Annotated in this window: 10 protein-coding genes, 1 tRNA gene and 2 pseudogenes; 7 read left to right on the forward strand and 6 right to left on the reverse strand. The window is 34.9% G+C overall.

Translation table 11 applies throughout. The features are described from left to right. Positions 1 to 521 precede the first annotated feature (521 nt). Complete coding sequence (pheA, locus tag ETSB_RS04255; protein WP_044106504.1) at positions 522 to 1,388, reverse strand: prephenate dehydratase; 867 nt, start codon at positions 1,386 to 1,388, stop codon at positions 522 to 524. Positions 1,389 to 1,680: 292 nt separating this feature from the next. Between pheA and ETSB_RS10290 the strand changes: the two genes are divergently transcribed. After that, the gene (locus ETSB_RS10290; protein ID WP_232509862.1) at positions 1,681 to 1,815 is read left to right on the forward strand and encodes a DUF1997 domain-containing protein; all 135 of its coding nucleotides are present in this window, start codon (positions 1,681 to 1,683) and stop codon (positions 1,813 to 1,815) included. A gap of 1,137 nt (positions 1,816 to 2,952) precedes the next feature. Here the strand turns inward: ETSB_RS10290 and ETSB_RS04260 are convergent. Next, positions 2,953 to 4,935 (reverse strand): Rne/Rng family ribonuclease, encoded by a 1,983-nt coding sequence (locus tag ETSB_RS04260; protein WP_044106505.1) that lies wholly within the window; start codon positions 4,933 to 4,935, stop codon positions 2,953 to 2,955. 1,916 nt (positions 4,936 to 6,851) lie between these two features. Here ETSB_RS04260 and ETSB_RS10490 point away from each other — a divergent pair. Together ETSB_RS10490 and ETSB_RS04270 are read left to right on the forward strand one after the other, a co-directional pair. After that, positions 6,852 to 7,926 (forward strand): annotated as a pseudogene (locus tag ETSB_RS10490) (M3 family metallopeptidase); the annotation flags it as partial. 233 nt (positions 7,927 to 8,159) lie between these two features. Further along, positions 8,160 to 8,233: transfer RNA gene (locus tag ETSB_RS04270), tRNA-Asp, on the forward strand. A 1,814-nt stretch (positions 8,234 to 10,047) separates the two neighbouring features. Here the strand turns inward: ETSB_RS04270 and coaE are convergent. Further along, positions 10,048 to 10,653: a dephospho-CoA kinase gene (gene coaE, locus ETSB_RS04275; protein ID WP_044106506.1), complete on the reverse strand. Its 606-nt coding sequence runs from the start codon at positions 10,651 to 10,653 to the stop codon at positions 10,048 to 10,050. 113 nt (positions 10,654 to 10,766) lie between these two features. Between coaE and ETSB_RS04280 the strand changes: the two genes are divergently transcribed. Both ETSB_RS04280 and ETSB_RS04285 read left to right on the forward strand, forming a co-directional pair. After that, positions 10,767 to 11,156, forward strand: coding sequence for a zf-TFIIB domain-containing protein (locus ETSB_RS04280; protein WP_044106507.1), 390 nt, complete (start codon positions 10,767 to 10,769; stop codon positions 11,154 to 11,156). A 125-nt stretch (positions 11,157 to 11,281) separates the two neighbouring features. Continuing rightward, on the forward strand, positions 11,282 to 12,442 hold the full coding sequence (locus ETSB_RS04285; RefSeq protein WP_044106508.1) for a cysteine desulfurase family protein: 1,161 nt from the start codon (positions 11,282 to 11,284) through the stop codon (positions 12,440 to 12,442). A gap of 591 nt (positions 12,443 to 13,033) precedes the next feature. Here the strand turns inward: ETSB_RS04285 and ctpB are convergent. The 3 genes and pseudogenes from ctpB to ETSB_RS04300 form a co-directional block, all read right to left on the reverse strand. Then, on the reverse strand, positions 13,034 to 14,407 hold the full coding sequence (gene ctpB / locus ETSB_RS04290; protein WP_044106509.1) for a carboxyl-terminal processing protease CtpB: 1,374 nt from the start codon (positions 14,405 to 14,407) through the stop codon (positions 13,034 to 13,036). A gap of 120 nt (positions 14,408 to 14,527) precedes the next feature. Continuing rightward, a pseudogene (locus tag ETSB_RS04295) lies at positions 14,528 to 15,058 on the reverse strand (NUDIX hydrolase). A gap of 23 nt (positions 15,059 to 15,081) precedes the next feature. Further along, positions 15,082 to 15,600, reverse strand: coding sequence for a DNA-binding protein (locus tag ETSB_RS04300; protein ID WP_232509863.1), 519 nt, complete (start codon positions 15,598 to 15,600; stop codon positions 15,082 to 15,084). A gap of 93 nt (positions 15,601 to 15,693) precedes the next feature. Here ETSB_RS04300 and folD point away from each other — a divergent pair, with 93 nt between their 5' ends. Then, on the forward strand, positions 15,694 to 16,572 hold the full coding sequence (gene folD, locus ETSB_RS04305) for a bifunctional methylenetetrahydrofolate dehydrogenase/methenyltetrahydrofolate cyclohydrolase FolD (protein WP_044106511.1): 879 nt from the start codon (positions 15,694 to 15,696) through the stop codon (positions 16,570 to 16,572). A 58-nt stretch (positions 16,573 to 16,630) separates the two neighbouring features. Next, the gene (locus ETSB_RS10495) at positions 16,631 to 16,753 is read left to right on the forward strand and encodes a hypothetical protein (protein ID WP_269763985.1); all 123 of its coding nucleotides are present in this window, start codon (positions 16,631 to 16,633) and stop codon (positions 16,751 to 16,753) included. Positions 16,754 to 17,005: the final 252 nt, after the last annotated feature.

The raw sequence follows: 17,005 nt of genomic DNA on the forward strand, positions 1-17,005 counted from the left end.
TTCCTCTCCATATCTTTAAATTTCTCTATCGTATGATGATAAATACAGTTTTAGAGTAATGATAGTTGTTTTGGGGTTTTGATGGGTAATTCTCTCAACGGTAAAATTACCAAAGTGGGTTGTTGTTCTGAAGTGATTCGATTTCAACGTTTACCCGATAATTGTGTGAAAGTTCTTATCCTTTCCTTGGACAGCGAAAATTTAGACTGCTCGATACCGTTTCAGAAAACACCTATCGAATGGGATAGCTAGAATAGGTCAAGCATCAACCTTAATCCGAAGATTTAAGACCCCTAGCTGACTAAGTGCAACAGTTATTTTAAAATGTTGTACGCCTTTCAGTAAAATTGATAGATCAAAAGGTTGAATTGTCCAAAAACTCTACTGAGTAAATAAAATACTGCAATTCTCTTAAAACGTAGCTTAGAGACCTTAACTTGAAATCATTAATTTTAACTTATACCCGTAATCATTTAGCAGCTAGAACAGCTCTTTAAATAGATTAAGCTAGTCCCAATAGCTTAAAACTGAGCAATATCTATTTTTTTAAGTGATAATACTCGATAAGACCCCAAAATTTTTAGAGTTTCCGTATAGATTCTCAGTTCGCCTAAGGCTTCTTCAATAGAATTAAACTCTGAGTTAATCTCAAGATCGACAAAAAAGAGATATTCTCCTAGTGATCGCTTGGTAGGGCGAGATTCGATACGACTTAAATTAATTCCCCGTTTGGCAAATACTTCCAAGGGTCTAACCAGCGCGCCAGGAATATTATCAGGAACACTAAATCCTAAGGAAATCCGACTCCCTTTTATGGTGGTTGGTGTTAATTCCAATATCCAGAACCGAGTACAATTATCGGGATAATCGTTAATATCATTGATCAGGATGGGATAGTTGTATAACTTAGCAGCACGAGGAGAGGAGATCGCCGCCGAGGTAAAATCGAGATCTATTTGATGTAGAGCTTCCGTGGTCGAATTTGTTGAAATTAAGGAAACAGAAGGTAAATTCTGCTCTAGCCAATGTTGACATTGTGCTAAAGCTTGGGGATGGGAATAAACTGTTCTTAGTCCTTTTAGAGATTTTCTTCTTGATAATAAAGCATGGGAGATGGGCAAGACTAACTCTTGTTGAATCTTGAGTTTGTCTAATTGCCAAAGGCTGTCGAGGATGATAGCCACTGTTCCTTCTGTAGAGTTCTCCACTGGGACAACAGCCTGTTGAGTTTCTCCATAGGCAACAGCGTATAAAGATTGAACAATTGTAGGATAAGGACACAGAAAAGATTTTTTTCCCTCTTTTTGCTCTAACCAACGCTGATAAGCCAGAGTAGCAGTTTCTGCATTAGTTCCCGTCGGACCTAGATGAGCAATGGAAATAGCCATAGACAATAAATTTGCAACCTGATTGATTATACTGAGATTTGGATCGCTATGCTTAAGTAATTTAACTTGATCTAAAGTTCACGTGAGTATCATTTAATTAGTAAAAATTTTTTTCATAATTTTTCTAAAAAAACTTAATTTTTTTAGAAAAGTAAACTTAAATTAAATATAAAAATTTTTCTTTGAAAGATTTTTAGGTCGATCAATTATCTATGGATATTCATCCTAGTGCTTCGGAGACAATCTGGAGACAATCTCCATTGTTGTTGACGATACTTTAGTTTCAGTTTCCTTGCATGATTATCTACGACAACCTCAACTGTTAGTTGAGGCAATTACCAGTCCAAAATTAATAGAAACCATTTCCGAATATCTCTTTAGGTTAAAGATGTATACCCTCCATTTTATGGAGCTTTATCACTTATAACTCATAGTTGTTTTAAACATTAGGACCTATAGTTAAGATAAGATATATTTAAAATTTTCAGAATACGAATTTTGGGGTAGTGATTATATCAATAGTAGCTTTTATTTGAATCTTAGGAGAAAACTTATCCGATAAAATCAGGAGTAAAAAAATACCTAAAAAGTCAAGGTAATTAATAATTTACGGTAGCTTTAACTCCCCCATTATAGTTAAATTCCCAACTATTATTGGAAATGACTGGTAATATTTTTCTAAAAAGCATTCTACTAAAAACTAAACAATTCCTACTGAGTTAACTACTCAAAGACTACAGGGAGTGGGTCAGTCAATATTCTTTAGAAAGACTTACTCAAGAAAATCAACTTACTTCTTTCGTTAATTCTTTAGCCGGTTTATCTCAAAGCTTAAACAGGGCAAAACTGGCTATATGCCCAGTTATTACCAGTAATGATCGGGCAGACGACTTATCATAACCCACTAGTTAGAAGGCTTTCATTACTTTTTATATTTACTTTATAAATGCTTTTGTATAGTCATTGGTAGTAAATATTTAACAATTTCGTATTAAGCTTAAAATGGCAATTATCTTTCCAGACAAGAGATTATACTGCTCATAGTTTATGAATCTCTTCAAACGTTCAGATTTTGTCTAAGACAACCTTTTGAGTTACGTAACAATATAGGTCTTAAATTTTTAAAATACACCCATCCCAAAATCACTGTTTTTAGTATTTTTAAAATAAACTTCTGTGTAATTACTATAGATACTTTGGATTTAGAATGCTAAATTAGCGGTTAATAACTTACAAAACTCTTATTTTGACTACATTCTATTATGTCCAAAAACTCGACTTTTTTTGTTTATGGTGATTTTGTCATAGCCAAAGTAAAATATTTGCTGTCTTTAACTATTATTTTTTTAAAAATAAGGCGTATTTGAAATAGAAAATACTATCACAGGGCTAAATAGCATTCTATATATCACTTTATCGGCTTACATAGCAATTAATGTCCATGAGGACAACGAATCCAGACTAATCTCCATAAATATGAGCTGACGTAATTTTTGTCATACATAAGAAGAGACAAAGTTAAATTATCCCTTCTTATGTATCTATTTGCATTTTAAGATAATTACTAAGCTTCTTTGGCGGAAGAACGACGACGACGACGACGAATCACAGGGCGTTCAGAGTCATTTTCCGGTAGTTTTGTTGATGTTTCTTTATCATCTGTCTTCTCGTCATTGTCAGAAAACTCAGATACTTTAGGAGAAATGGATTGAGATATAACAAATGATGTGTCTCCACAAAAAATCTCCGCTTCCTCTTTTACCTCTTGTATTTCTTGTTCCTTTCTTATTTCTTGTGTGTTCGACATATTTACTAAATGTTCAGAGAACTTAACGGATACTAATACAGACTTAGGGTCTTTAAACTCACGATCAAGACACACTAAGGGAGAAACTCCCATTAAGGCATATAGATCTTGTTCCAAAGGGGTCATTTCCACAGATACCTTTTCCATTGGTATTTCTTCTCGGCGTAAATGTCTATGCCCTTTTTCTTTCCTGGGTTCAGCTTCTATTTCTCCTAAATAGTCACTCTCTTTTACCACGATATTAGGAATTACTTTAGTCGTTGACTCATCCTTCAACTGAGGTTGAGATTGACGGCGACGACGACGACGAGTGGCATTGGAGGCATTACCCTGTTCTTGATAGCTCGGATGGTGAAGTAATTCTAGTTGACTAGGGGTCTGATATATTTCATTTTCAAAACTAGATTCTCCAAGAATTTCAGGCTTTTCCACAGATTTTTCCACTGGTTTTACAACAGAAGAGGGGGAAACCACAGTAACCGTTTCTAAAGGAATCAATTCGGATTGTCCTGGAAGGCGAACCATATGTCCTAAACCACCACAACTGGAACAGGCTTGACCAAATAATTCGTAAATATTTTTGCCTTGACGTTTTCGAGTCAGTTCAACTAAACCTAATTCCGAAAGTTGTGCAATTTGTGGTCTAGCTTTATCAGATTTAAGAGCTTTATTGAAATGTTCTAATAGCTTCAGTTGATCGCGCCGTGAGTCCATATCGATAAAGTCTACAATGATTACCCCTCCAATATTACGCAGACGCAATTGACGGGCAATTTCTGTAGCTGCTTCACTATTAGTCCACAGAACTGTTTCTCTGGCTGTTGCTGAACGGGTAAATGAACCAGAGTTAACATCAACAACTGTTAACGCTTCGGTAGGTTCAATGATAATGTAACCGCCAGAAGGTAAGTCAACCCTTGGTTTTAGCGCTTCTCGAATCGCGGCATTGACGCGAAAATAATCTAAAACTCCAAGATGTTCGCGGTGATGATCAATCAAGACTCCTTCAGGAGAACGGCCACTACTCCAGTTCATTAAGTGTTGTTTTACTCGTTTTACCCCTGCTTGGGAATCTAAAACAATGCGGTTTACCTCTGCACTATATATGTCCCGTAACACCCGTTGAATAAAATCGTCATCACGGTTGAGTAGAGAAGGAGGACGGGTTGAAGTAGCCTGAACTTGAATAGATTCCCATTGTCGCTGGAGAAACTCTAAGTCTTCCATAATTGCTTCTTCAGCTTTCCCTTCGGCTTCTGTCCGAACCAGTAATCCCATTCCTGCAGGTTTAATCAAAATAGCTAAAGCACGTAGTCGACTACGTTCATCATCATTTTTAATTCTTCTAGAAAGGTTAACCCCTCGACCATAGGGCATTAAAACTAAGTACCGACCTGGCAATGTAATATTCCCTGTGAGTCGTGGACCTTTATTTCCCGTGGGCTCTTTCATCACCTGAACCAATACATTTTGTTGAGGAGTCAACAACTCTGTAATAGCTCCCGGACTTCTTTTTAAGCGAAGAGGACCTAAATCGGTGACATGAATAAACCCATTGCGTTCTGCATCCCCAATATTGACAAATGCTGCGTCAATCCCTGGAATTACATTTTCTACCACTCCTAAATAAATGTCGCTAACTTGTTGGTTACCAGTGGCAACCACTAGCTCTTGAATTTTATCTTCCCAGAAAACAGCAGCAATGTGGTGTTGCTCTGCGATAACAATTTGTTTTGACATGCAATTCCCTCAAACTTTTGTAGCCGACTAAAACACTTTATTAAGTCGAGTGCCTGTCGATATAAATTAGTCAAAAAACTGTCTAAATTTAGTTGCAATTGACTTCAAGCCAATGAAGAATCAAAGAAAATTATACTCACCCTTATCTTTCACCTAAACGTCGGCTATCTAATTAAGCTGATGTAAGTAATTTCGTCTGAGGAGGTTGCTCGTTTTCTGTATCTCTACCAATCTTAAAACGAGAATTGTAATTCGATACTTAGTGGACCCCTCTTTGAATAAACTTGTCAGCACCAACATTTATTGCATGTAAGACGCTTCTTAGGTGAATTGAGTTGATGATAGAACCAACAAGAAACACTTTAACTGTTTCCAGCAGTGAACTAACTAATGATTACAGTCAGCTAAACGGTTAAGTTCTATTTGTATTAAATTACTTCAGCTGGTTGAGTGATTTTGGTTTTTTTGGACATTAATCATTCAGGACAATCTACATAAATACTAGATTATTTTAACCCAATTAAAACCTAGTTAAAAACCTAAAACCATATCATTAGCTCACTTTTAGTTTTTGGATAACGTTAATGTTAACCAATTGTTCCTATTCATATTTTCAGGTTGAGCAACCAGTGTAAATCATATTTTCTAGAATCCTATATCTTTAGAAGTCAGATGTAACTCTATTTAATAACCCTAAGTAGATTCGTTACCAGCTGCAAGTGTCATCTTAACATATATATGTCCGTCATTTATTTTTCTCATGTAGACTTGAAAGCTAATGTTCGAAGTACATTGTATAAACTTTTCTGAACTATGATAAGAGAAACTTGTCCTAAATCGGATTGTAAAAACTCACTTTGATTTGAAGAAAGGAAGAAGGACAGAGATTTTAGAAGGTAAGAGAAAAGGGAAATATGAAAACCAGATTATGATATTCTAGTTTGACACAGAGTAAGAGTGTAGACTGGGGGTGAAAAGATCAAAGGGATAATCTTCACTGAACTTTAACTCAATGGTAATCACATGCCAAAAAAGGTTAGGTTTTTCCTTTTCCCAACTAGAAGCTAAAACCATTGAGTCAAGAGAGAATTTGTCACACCAAGTCTATATAATTTATTTTTGATCAAAAATTACGGATAAAAGACTCTTTATTTTTAATAAATAAACCGTGGAGTCAACAGAAGTAAATCAAAGTAGAGAACTGAAAACAGATTTTAACTGGTTAGTTTTTGACAATACTAATAGTCATTCCACTTTCTTCTGTAAAGAAAGTAGGAGTCATGAACAGGATGTATTTTATTAATTAAACCCTGCGTTATGTCTAAAGATTCTGATCCATTTCCTTTCGATATATCATTTTCCACATTTATATTAGCTTTAATTGAGATAGCACTTATCCCAATTTTTTGCACTCTAATATATTGTTAGTTCATCCTTAAGAAAAATTGTAGTTATAAATTATTATCTTTCAGAAATATTCATGCATTTTTACTAAGTCTTAAAGTTCTTAAAGTCATTGATATACAAATATCTTCTCAATTTTTTCTCCTAACTGTTCCTTGTTCTCGATTCATAACTATCAGTCTACTATCCTAAGTTAACTAGCACTGTATATAACCTAAACTATTACTAACGCAAGCATAAACAATAACTCTTTACTTATTGGGAAAGGACTTCCCCCAGTTCATAAAGTTTGGACTGATCAAATAGTTCTGGTTATAACTGAATTAATTGAAAACTTAGATTTTTAATTAACTAACCTAGAAACTAATGTCACTCACATTTCGGAAGGATTGGTAGAACCTTTAACAGAAATTGAAGAATGGTTAAGATGAAGTCGGGAAATTGTCGAGCATTTAGTGTCAGTTAACAATAGTCAAGAATTGCGGAAGGATTATTAATAATCTTAACCTTATATTGTTCACTTTATCAATAAAATCAACCAAAGTCAATTCTTGTATAAGGCATTTAAAGCCCTACAAAAGAGTGAAGTATGGAATACCCTAGGATCTGCCCAGAAGCGTATTGTTGAGATAGCTATCCGTGAAGCAGAATTCGCTGGTGTAGGGGTAGAAGGAGAAAACCGAGGTAGAAGGAGAAAAACGAGAACGATTTAATCAAATTTAATTAGAATTAGTAGAACTTTCTACTAAGTTTTCTAACAATGTTTTTGATGCAAACAAAGTATTCAGACTGAAATTAAAAACAAAAAAATAAGTTGATGGTTTACCCTCTAGTTTGCTAAGTTTAGCTGCTAAAAACACTGGGATATTAGTTTTTAGACAGAAAAACAACGGAAAATGAAGGTTTATTTAACTGCTGAAAAATTGCGCCTTTATTTTCCTTTAATTCAAGTATTAGAGGGCTTATTTACTTTAGCATAACGTATCTTCCAGGTAACCATAACTCTTGCTGATGGTCAAGCCTCTAGATGGCATAAAGATGTTCGTTATTTTCAGGTTAACAATGAATTAGGAGAAACAATTACCTATTTTTATTTTGACCTCTATATAAAAGTCGTTCACTAGAAAACCGGGAAGGGGCTTGGATGAAAAATTGTATTGTCCGTCCGGGCAAAAATCAAACCAGACAAAGGATTTTATACTCGTTTACTTGTCCGCTTATCTTATTTGTAATCAAACCCCTCCTGTGGGAAAAGAACCTAGTTTGATGACCTTTGATGAAATCACTATTTTGTTCTATAAATTCGGTTACGGACTTCAATATATGTTAACCAAAGTAGATTATCCAGGGGCATCAGGCATTAATAATGTTGAATGGGATGCCGTAGAATTACTTAGTTAATTTATGGAAAATTGGTGTTATTATCGCTATAATTTATTTGACTTATCTAAACATAATAAACCCAATGAAAAAGATACTCTCTTTCAAGTACATGATCGAGGTTTATAAAAAAATGGCAATTTACCCATTGCCATTTTTTTATGTAATTTTTGTCATATCTTTTCAGGAACCTATGCGACAGGGTACTAAAGTTATAAATGGGCATAAGTATTAATAGTGTTCCTTGTTCTTTACCTAAAAAAATAATTAAAGAATAAAAAAATTGATAAATATCTAATTTATTGTAAAATACAAGAAGTAAAAAAGAGATTAAAAATGTTCTAATATCTGGGGCTATTTATTATGACATCCGAAAATTTTTTTTTAGGGGTTGACAAATGCTGGTTGATTTAGTTATATTTATGGACGGCTTAGAGAATGGGACTGTAGTTCAACTGGTTAGAGCACCGCCCTGTCACGGCGGAAGTTGCGGGTTCGAACCCCGTCAGTCCCGTGTAAATAGAACTAACTTAAAGAAACCTATTAGCAAGTTGACAATTCATTGTCGCCTCTAGGTACACACTTGAGGGGCGAGATTCTTACCCACGAATTACGCGAGTGTATAGCGTAGGTTTTCCTAGCTCTTAATTAAGACTTTACTGCTTCAGTAGTCTTTTCTAAATAGAAAATGTTGCCATTTATTTGCTCTTGTTCGGACACTTCACTCGGTTAGTACTAAAGATTATCTATTGCCTATAATTTATATATATTATTTTAAACTACCAGAAAGACTGTTTTGAGATTCTTAAGATTGTTGATTATTTGACACAACTCAAGGATACTCGTACCCGCTGACTAGAGTAGCTAGGTTTGCCTATTTATTTTAGCCTTTTACTGGGGGTAGTATTGACTATCCTATGTTAGCCAGCCTAGCTTTATGGTTAAGTGCTTACTCTGCTTTAATTTCAATGCTAAAACATTTTGGATACTCCCTAGAATTTGATGTATTTTACTTATTGTATAGCAATTTCCCAGATGGGAGCTAGTTTCATTTAAGTCTTAATCATCTTTGCAAAATAAAATCAAAGGACATCGTTTTCTAAATGCTTTTCAGCACTTTAACTTTCTCGAATTAGTTTTAATAAATGATTGTCTAATTTTTTTTCGATATCTGTAAACTTTTAGTGACTAGTATTGATATAATCCTTATTATATCAAAAAAATAAAGTTTTTTTCAAGAAAACTAATTATTTACTCTCGCATAATTTGAACAAAGACATTAAGTAAAAACTTCTAAAAATATCAGTTAAAAATATTTTTCTTTATTTTAGAATAGCTATCTTCTTTTTTGTTTATTGTATTTATAATTCGAGAGAAACTTATATTATCTAATATAGCTAATCAATGAACTTAAGTTAACATCTATAATAAGTTATTTAATGACTGTCTTGTCAATACCTAAGGCTTTGTTTAAATAAAAAATTTACTTTATTTAAAGTTATTGAATAAATCAACAGGTTAATAAGTTATTCTCAACCATAAGCAATTAATATTATCATGAATAAATTTTTAAATCTCTTGGATAAAAAATTATTGCCTGAATATTGTGATTTATGAAAACATATAAACATAGAGCTATAAATGATACTCAGCTATTGATTTGCTCATAAGAGTTACAATACCTCTCCTTCATCCTATTAGTTTTCTGCTTTTTATTTTTGATAATAGCTTTATGTTTTTAGACACCTTGTATTTAAGTTCATCTGTCAGTACATAATTCTTAGTACATAGGATAGTCAATCAAATTCCATACCATAAACCCAAAATTCTTTTCTGGAAGACACAATATTTTTATCTTCTCATAGCAACATAGTTTTCTGTGTTGTTAAAACAGGTTGATCCACTGATTCTGGCTACCAACTAACTTTATTATCTGATACTCTACTTAATAGTGTTAGAAGGATAGAAGATGCCACCGACTTATCAGTAAGTTTGAGTTTCGCAGTTATTGATTATAACAACACCTACAAAAAATCTGAAGCTACTTAGACTGTTTTAGTTTTCAATAATTTTGTTCAATTTTAAAAAATATGACTACAGTTTTCAACTCTTTAACTATTCCTAGTTTAGGAGAGGTTTTAGCTTTTATTTATAACTTCTAAGAGTAAATTGTTAAGAGCTAAATTTAATAATAAAAATAATTAAAGATTATATTTATTATTTATATTTACTTGTAAAAAATTAATTATGATTTTAATGATTTAGTATAATTTTCACTCAGTAAAATTATTGAATAAACAAATTTTTTGTACTATCAAAAAATAAAAACTATCTAAAAAATTTATTTTTTAGATAGTAGTCAATTTGCTGATATAGTATATCTGGAGTCAAAGAATTATCAAGGACAACATTAGCTAAAGCAATTTTTTCTTCTAAGGACATCTGACTTTCTATTCTTTGTATAGCCTGGTTTTTAGTCATTTTATTATTTTTTATAAGTCGTTTAATTTGTTTTTCATAAGAACAATGAACAACCCAAATTTCTGTGACTAGACTGGTTAATTGAGCTTCAAAAAGTAGAGGAATAGATAAAATCATTATTGAAGATTTTAATAGACTTATTTCTTTCTTAAACTTATTTATGATAAAAGGATGAATTTTACTTTCTAACCACTGTCTTTCTTCGGAATTATTAAATATAATATCTCCTAATATCTGACGATTTAATTGTCCATCGGGTAACTGAACCAGTTGTCCATAGCGAATAAAAATTTCTTGCAAGGTAGAAGAATTGGCTTTAACAGCTTCTCTAGCATAAATATCAGCGTCTAAAATAGGAATTTTATAAATCTTATTAATGTAATTAGAAACCGTAGTTTTTCCGGTAGCAATTCCTCCGGTTAACCCAATAATTATTTGTGACTTCGTACTCATTTTCTATTCCTATATTTTTGGTATTTTAAATGTTACAGTTAAGTCCATATCGTATCTTTCTATGATAAACATTAGCAATTTTTTAAAAAAAGAGTATTGGTAAAAAAAAAATTATGAATTTATCAATCTGCCCTAAATGTAAGGGAAATTTAGAAAAAGTTATCTATGAAAAGATAGAAGTGAATCGGTGTTGCCAATGTCGGGGAATTTGGTTTGACTCTTTAGAAGCCGAACAGCTAAAAAATATTAAAGATTCTGAAACTATAGACTTAGGAAATTTTCAAGAGGAGAGTCCATCAGAATCATTACAAAACAAAGTAAATTGTCCCCGATGTCAAGTACCAATGCTTAAAATATTTGATTTTGACAAATATCCCCTTTGGTATGAAACTTGTGTTGAATGCCATGGTATTTGGTTTGATGCAGGGGAGTTCCAACAATTTAAACATAATTTTCAGCAGAAAGGATACCTAGCTCAAGCGATGAAAATCCTACGCTTTTAAAAAAATGTGTTATCGTGAACAGGGAGGAAAGTAGTATATTGCAACACTCTGAGGTATCAGCATGTACTCTCAGAACTGACAGAGCTCAACAAGGAGTAGGCAATTTCTGGTAATTTAGATTAATTATGTCCCAACGTCCCATTTACCTAGATTGTCATTCCACAACTCCCATAGATGAGCGAGTACTAGAAGCGATGATGCCTTATTTTACTCGATATTTTGGCAACTCTTCAAGTGCTACTCATATTTATGGATGGGAAAGCGAAGCAGCTGTTCAGAAAGCTAGAGAGACCATAGCGGATGCTATAAATTGTCATCCAGAAGCAATTATTTTTACTAGTGGTGCAACAGAAGCTAATAATTTAGCCATCAAAGGAATTGCTGAGGCTTATTTCAATAAAGGACAACATATCATTACTGTCCAAACTGAACATCAAGCCGTGTTAGATCCATGCCATTATTTGGAAACACTAGGGTTTGAAATCACCTTTCTACCTGTTCAAAAAAACGGATTAATCGATTTAGATCAATTAGAAAAAGCCATTCGTCCTGAGACAATTTTACTCTCAGTCATGGCAGCTAATAATGAAATTGGGGTGATTCAACCGTTGGCAAAAATTGGGCAAATTTGTCATGATCATAAAGTTTTGTTCCACAGCGATGCAGCACAGGCGATAGGAAAAATTCCTCTAGATGTTCAAACGATGAATTTAGATGTTATGTCTGTAACTGCCCACAAAGTTTATGGGCCCAAGGGCATTGGGGCATTATATGTCCGCCGTCGTAATCCGAGAGTGCGCTTGGTTGCGCAGTTGCACGGAGGGGGACAGGAAAAAGGAATACGAGCAGGAACTCTCTACACCCCCCAAATTGTAGGGTTTGCTAAGGCTGTGGAATTGGCGTTAGAAGAAATAGAGTCTGAGGGAAAACGTCAAAGTCAATTGCGCGATCACCTTTGGCATCAACTAAGTCAACTGGACGGTATTCATCTTAATGGTCACCCCACTCAACGGTTACCAGGTAACCTTAACATTAGTGTTGAGAAGGTTGACGGATCTGCTTTATTACTAGGATTACAATCAACAGTAGCAATATCTTCAGGATCTGCCTGTTCTTCGATGGGAACAACTCCTTCTCATGTTCTCCTAGCTTTAGGACATGGAGATTACCTCGCTTATGCTTCCTTGCGCTTTGGACTAGGGCGATTTACTAGCACCCAAGATATTAAGCAGGTGAGTGCATCAACAATGAATACTATTAAGTCCTTACGTCAAGCCATTATCTAACTATAATTTTTAGCAAAAAATAGGACTGTACACTAATTTACCTAATGAAATCAATTCTATATCAAACCAATATATCTCTTTAAAAGAAACAACTTTGGTCAACTTATCCTTGTTAAGGACTTATTAGGTAAAGTCTTTAACAAGGATAAGTTGTGGCTGAATTAGCTACACTCTACAATCTCATAATTTATTATACTACTTACTTTATGGATAATTAAGATGTTAAATTGATGATAGCAAGAATCGATGGCAATATAATGGTAGTATGGATTAACAAAACATCGATATCTTCAGTTAAAAAAGCGATTAAAGAAATTAGGTCTTTGAGACTACCTTTGTCAGGAACTATTAATAATCAAGTTTATTTACTATTAATGACTAGGGTCTTAGCTAACTTAACCTACTAAATCCGCATCTCAAAACCCCTTTAATTTTTTCTTGATATTTTTGCAGAAACGCTGCATGCAACCTCTTGAAAAAAAAGGGGATGACAACTAGCTCTAGGACTTTTTGCATGGTAAGAGGGTTATTGATGTAGAACATCAATTCAGATGATCAACAATTCAATCATCCTCAACGCGTCAGTTCATTTCATTTTCTTTCACTGGAATTTTTATCTTTTACCACTTCGTATAAATTCTCCCAACGAAGACTGACTGGTTTAGGGATTTTGGGTAAAGATATAGGGGGAGCATTTTTTCTTAAAACGTTAATGGCCCCTTTGTATTGAGGGTCAGCATGAGTTCCCATTAAAGATGGATCATTCCTAAGTTGTATATGTTGCTCCATGCTTAGGTCTAGATAAATATCAGGGTTAATCCCCTTTTGATTAATATCCTTCCCGCTGGGAGGATAATACCGGGCAATGGTAACCGCTAACCCAGATCCATCTGATAAAGAGTGAACTGACTGTACAGTTCCCTTGCCATAAGTGGTAGTTCCCACTACTGTTGCTCGTCCATTTTCTTTTAATGCTCCTGCTAAAATCTCACTGGCACTGGCTGAACCCTCATCGACTAACACCACTAAGGGCAAATCTGTTAATGAGGTTCCATTAGCTGAAAAATGGCGATCACCACCGCGACGATCAACTGTCATAACAATTTCCCCTTTTTTGAGCCAAAGGCGAGCAATATCTATGCTAGCAAGAAGTAATCCTCCTGGATTTCCCCGTAAATCTAAAATATAACCTGATACTTCTTTATTTCCAAGATCTTTTATGGCGTTTTTCATTTGCTCAGCGGCATGAGAACTAAACTCGTCGAGGCGAATATAACCGACACGAAGTTGAGCTTCCTGTTTGAGGTTATAACTTACAGAAGCAATTTCAATCTGTGATCGTGTTAGGGTCACTTGAAAAACCCCTTTATTCTCACGGGACAATTGTAGGCTAACATCAGTTCCTAATTCCCCTTGAACTGCATCTCTAGCTTGTTCAAGAGTCATTAACGCTGTTGGTTTGCCATTAATACGAATGATGCGATCACCTCTTTTAATACCCGCCCTAGCAGCCGGTGAACTTCTAACAGACTCCACCACGTACAATTGGCTAGTGCGTTTGTCAAATGTTAGCCTAACTCCTACACCGGACAATTCTCCAGAGGTTTGACTAGTAAGGGTAGCAAAATTATCAGGTGTTAAAAAACGAGTATAAGGATCTCCTAACCATTTTAAGGTTTTTTGAATGGCTTTGTATGCTTGTTTATGATTAGCATAATCTCGGCTAAGCAATTCTTGACGCTTTTCTTTCCATTCAACTCGATTGAATTCTTTGTCTACAAACTCATTGTTAACAATTTGCCACATCTCATCTATGACCACCTTAGGATTATCTTCTAAGATGGTCATCTCTGATTTAGGAGAACTTAACGCAGGAGTAGCCAGAGACTGGAGAGTTACAGCTAAGATCGTCCCTCCCCAGAGACAAATTTGATGCAACCGAACGGGCTTTATCGGAATATTCATGGGGATTTTTACAGAATAATGACAATATGAAATGGGTTCAAGCAAATTAACGAGGTTTAGGTAATAGAATTGTCCGCCTTCAACTTCAATGACTTTGATTAAACCACCACAATGGAAAAATTAAGTGTGAGTAGAGGTGATCACTATGTTTTCTTTTTGCTTTAAGTTGGACTCGAAAAAATCGAGTAGGATTGCCTGATGAACCTTTCCGATGGGATGAACCTTGTCGGTTTTTGGAGAATAGCATGGTCCTTGCTTAATCATATTCACAGGCACTAATCCAAAATCAAATCATTCTTGCAAGACTAATTGTTCTATCGCAACAATTAAAGGAGAAGAATAAAGATAACGAATAATATTCGGTCTATTATAAACTCTAAACTCCATTGGGTTAGGGACTTTATAATTAATTTCTTCAACTAATTCCCGTTTTAGTTCTTGTTCCGGGTTTTCCCCCAACTCTATATGACCTCCAAATAAACCACAACAATTAGGATAGGCGATCGTAGGCATATTATCACGCAACTGGAGCAAAAAATTATCCTCTTGGTAAACAATCGCTAAGGTTACCTGAGAAGAGAATTCAACGTCTTTGTCCTCAATGTTAGTTAAAGATAATTGAGGAGGGGACGAGGATTTATGCGCTCGCATGGGTATTTTCGTGTAATTTAACTTTATTTTGAGTTACTTTTATGGGGTAGTAGAAGTTCATTAATATCTAAATCCGATGTCGATGTAGGTTTAGGTGGAGAAGAAGACAATGGTTGTGTGAGCTGATCGGAAGTTTGGGTTTGGGTCCCAAGTTTTTCTACCTCTAAAACATACAATTCACCCAAATCTTGGCCACCAAGAGAAATTGGTTGATACTCTACTCGCCCTTTAATGGTTATGGAATCTCCTGGTCTGGGAAGGGTGCCATTGGTCAGAACCCAAACTGTCCCTGTATTATCTTGGAGTTTATAGGAACCATTATCCATAAAGGGCGCATAATCAACCACCGTTCCCTCAATATAGTAAACTGCTTCTTGAGTTTGAGAGGTTTTCTTAGGTTGCTGATATTGGATAATTTCATTGATAGTAGTTACTGGTATTCGAGCTTTTCTGGAAAAATTAAGTTGATTACAACCAATAATTTCTCCTAGCAGTAAGAACAGAAATCCACCATGGCAAATTCTAATGTTTAAATCTTTCATGATGAGTGGAAGTAGCTTCACTTAACTGAGATATTTTAACTAAAAGGACACCTTAAAATTTTCACTAGTTCCAAATTTATTACTTATTTATCGATGTCTTCTTCAACTTCTTTTGTGTTAAATGGTAAAGCCTTAGCCCAAAAAATTCAGTGTGAACTCCAAGAATGGGTTCGAAAACAACAACCCAGTATTGGCCGTCCTCCAGGATTAGCAGTATTGATGATAGGGGATGATCCGGCTAGTGCTGTTTATGTGCGTAATAAAGAGCGAGCTTGTGCTAAGGTAGGAATTGCTTCTTTTGGTCATCATTTCCCTGCTAATACTTCCCAAAAAGAATTAGAAACCGTTATTAGACAACTTAATCAAGATCCGCGAGTAGATGGGATATTGATCCAGTTACCTTTGCCCGTTCATTTAGACACAGTACAATTGTTATTGGCTATTAACCCAGATAAAGATGCTGATGGTCTTCATCCGATGAATTTAGGACGATTAATACGTGGTGAAACAGGTTTACGCAGTTGTACCCCCGCTGGAGTCATGCGTCTATTAGAAGAACATCAGATCGCAGTGGCAGGTAAACAAGCAGTGGTGGTAGGAAGAAGTATTCTAGTAGGTAAACCGTTAGGGTTAATGTTGCTTGAAAAAAATGCTACAGTGACTATGGCTCATTCTAAAACCCAAGATTTACGAAGTGTGACCCGTCAAGGAGATATTTTGATTGTCGCAGCGGGTAAACCAGAGTTCATTAACGCAGATATGGTTAAACCTGGGGCGATAGTTATCGATGTGGGAATTAATCGTGTTGTTCGATCAGATGGAACTTCCCAACTGGTAGGGGATGTGGATTTCAACTCTGTTGCTGATATAGCGCAATGTATTACGCCAGTTCCTGGGGGAATAGGTCCGATGACTGTAGCGATGTTATTAAGCAATACTGTGTTAAGTTATCATCAACGGGAGACACCATGAACAAATTTAATTTTTCTAGAATTATACCTGTGAGTCATCCTAAGGCAAAACTTAGCAGGTGTCCATTATTCTTGAGTGGAATGATGTAGACTTTTATTTGATAATTGGAGATCCTGTAGGCAATATTATTACTCAAGATAATAGTACTAATGCAGATGTCTATTGTACATTGTTGCGGTGATTCCAACAGCAAAAAACGCATATTTTAATTTTTATATTGAATATTCCAAGGTCCAAGCGATTATTCATGATAGTAATCCCGATCTTTCTACAACTTGTGTGTTCACTAGTATTATTGAAGGGGATTGTTGTTTTTGGGTTAAATCTCTTCTGAGCAGATAATTTTCTTTAAAATTATCTGCTCAGAAGAGATTTAAGTTGTTATTTATATTTTCTACTGCTGCTAGAGCTTTTTCGATAAAAACATACAATA

Origin of the sequence: cyanobacterium endosymbiont of Epithemia turgida isolate EtSB Lake Yunoko (assembly GCF_000829235.1) — a bacterium.
Classification (GTDB): domain Bacteria; phylum Cyanobacteriota; class Cyanobacteriia; order Cyanobacteriales; family Microcystaceae; genus Rippkaea.